Raw genomic sequence first — 1,482 nt, 5'->3', positions numbered from 1 at the left:
TTCTATTGTTGGCCCCTCTTTACTTTCCGTTAATGGAAAATTTGAGAAGCATTGGTACTCTTGAGGATTATTCTAAAAGAACTCAGCGCCCATATGACCGGACATTTTTTTGCCCTTGAATACACGACCAGGAGTCTGGCACTGGCCGATAGAGCCTGGAACGCGGTGGGACACGGAGTTACCGTGGGTATTATCTTGCCCGCGGAAGTTCCAACGCTTGATCGTACCCTGGAAGCCTTTACCCTTGGACTGACCGGTTACATCAACCAGTTGGCCAGCGGCGAAGATTTCAGCGTTGATCAGATCGCCGGCCTGGTACTCGCCTTCTTCAAGGCGGAATTCCATTACGGTACGACCAGCGGCAACGTTCGCCTTAGCGAAGTGGCCAGCCTGAGCAGCTGTAACACGCGAAGCACGACGCTCGCCTACAGTGACTTGCACTGCACGATAGCCATCGGTCTCTTCAGTTTTGAACTGGGTGACGCGATTCGGCTCGATCTCAATGACCGTGACCGGAATGGAGACACCTTCTTCGGTGAAAATACGGGTCATACCGCATTTACGACCGACTACACCAATAGTCATGTTGTAAACCTCATGAGTGTACGGGGCTTTCACCCGCTATGGCCGCCCATTTCAGAGCGTTACACGACTAAGACCGAGTCTTAGCCGAGGCTGATCTGCACTTCCACACCGGCCGCAAGATCAAGCTTCATAAGAGCATCAACGGTTTTATCCGTTGGCTGGACGATGTCCAGAACGCGCTTATGAGTACGGATCTCGTACTGGTCACGCGCGTCTTTGTTGACGTGCGGGGAGACCAGAACGGTGAACCGCTCTTTACGGGTAGGCAGTGGAATTGGACCACGCACTTGAGCACCAGTACGTTTCGCGGTTTCCACGATTTCCTGGGTGGATTGGTCGATCAGGCGATGGTCAAAAGCCTTCAACCTGATACGGATTTGCTGATTTTGCATTGGATTTCAGACTCCGGCTGCTATTCCCAGCGAGCGCAATACGCCCGTTAAAAGGAGGCGCAATTCTATAGACGGGTTTCCATAGTGTCAACCCAATAAAAAAGCCCCCGCTAGGCGGGGGCTTTTTCAAATCATCACTTATTAAGCGATGATTTTGGCTACGACGCCAGCGCCGACGGTACGACCGCCTTCACGAATAGCGAAACGCAGACCATCTTCCATTGCGATGGTTTTGATCAGGGTGACAACCATTTTGATGTTGTCGCCTGGCATTACCATTTCAACGCCTTCCGGCAGTTCGCAGTTACCGGTCACGTCAGTGGTCCGGAAGTAGAACTGTGGACGGTAGCCTTTGAAGAACGGAGTGTGGCGACCGCCTTCTTCTTTGCTCAACACGTACACTTCAGCTTCGAAGGTAGTGTGCGGCTTAACCGAACCTGGCATGGATCGAGGAGTGGGATCACAAGCATCATCCGATGCCGAAGGCCAGCGGCGTCGATGTCCT

The 1,482-nt window shown here is 52.6% G+C and carries 1 protein-coding gene and 2 pseudogenes; all 3 read right to left on the bottom strand.

Annotation, left to right across the window (positions count from 1 at the left end; genetic code table 11):
* Positions 1–81: 81 nt before the first annotated feature.
* Positions 82–585 (bottom strand): annotated as a pseudogene (gene rplC / locus ACQKP4_RS29065) (50S ribosomal protein L3); the annotation flags it as partial.
* Positions 586–665: 80 nt separating this feature from the next.
* Positions 666–977 (bottom strand): 30S ribosomal protein S10, encoded by a 312-nt coding sequence (gene rpsJ, locus ACQKP4_RS29060; protein ID WP_003186070.1) that lies wholly within the window; start codon positions 975–977, stop codon positions 666–668.
* A gap of 141 nt (positions 978–1,118) precedes the next feature.
* Positions 1,119–1,482 (bottom strand): annotated as a pseudogene (locus ACQKP4_RS29055) (hypothetical protein); the annotation flags it as partial.

Origin of the sequence: Pseudomonas sp. NPDC086278 (assembly GCF_050280905.1) — a bacterium.
GTDB lineage: Bacteria > Pseudomonadota > Gammaproteobacteria > Pseudomonadales > Pseudomonadaceae > Aquipseudomonas.
Note: the sequence above shows the minus strand (reverse complement) of the source record. Positions and strands in the feature narration are given on the sequence as shown.

Bases quoted from the DNA above. Each gene is read 5' to 3' on its own strand.
- rpsJ (WP_003186070.1), bottom strand. From the start codon at position 977: ATGCAAAATCAGCAAATCCGTATCAGGTTGAAGGCTTTTGACCATCGC.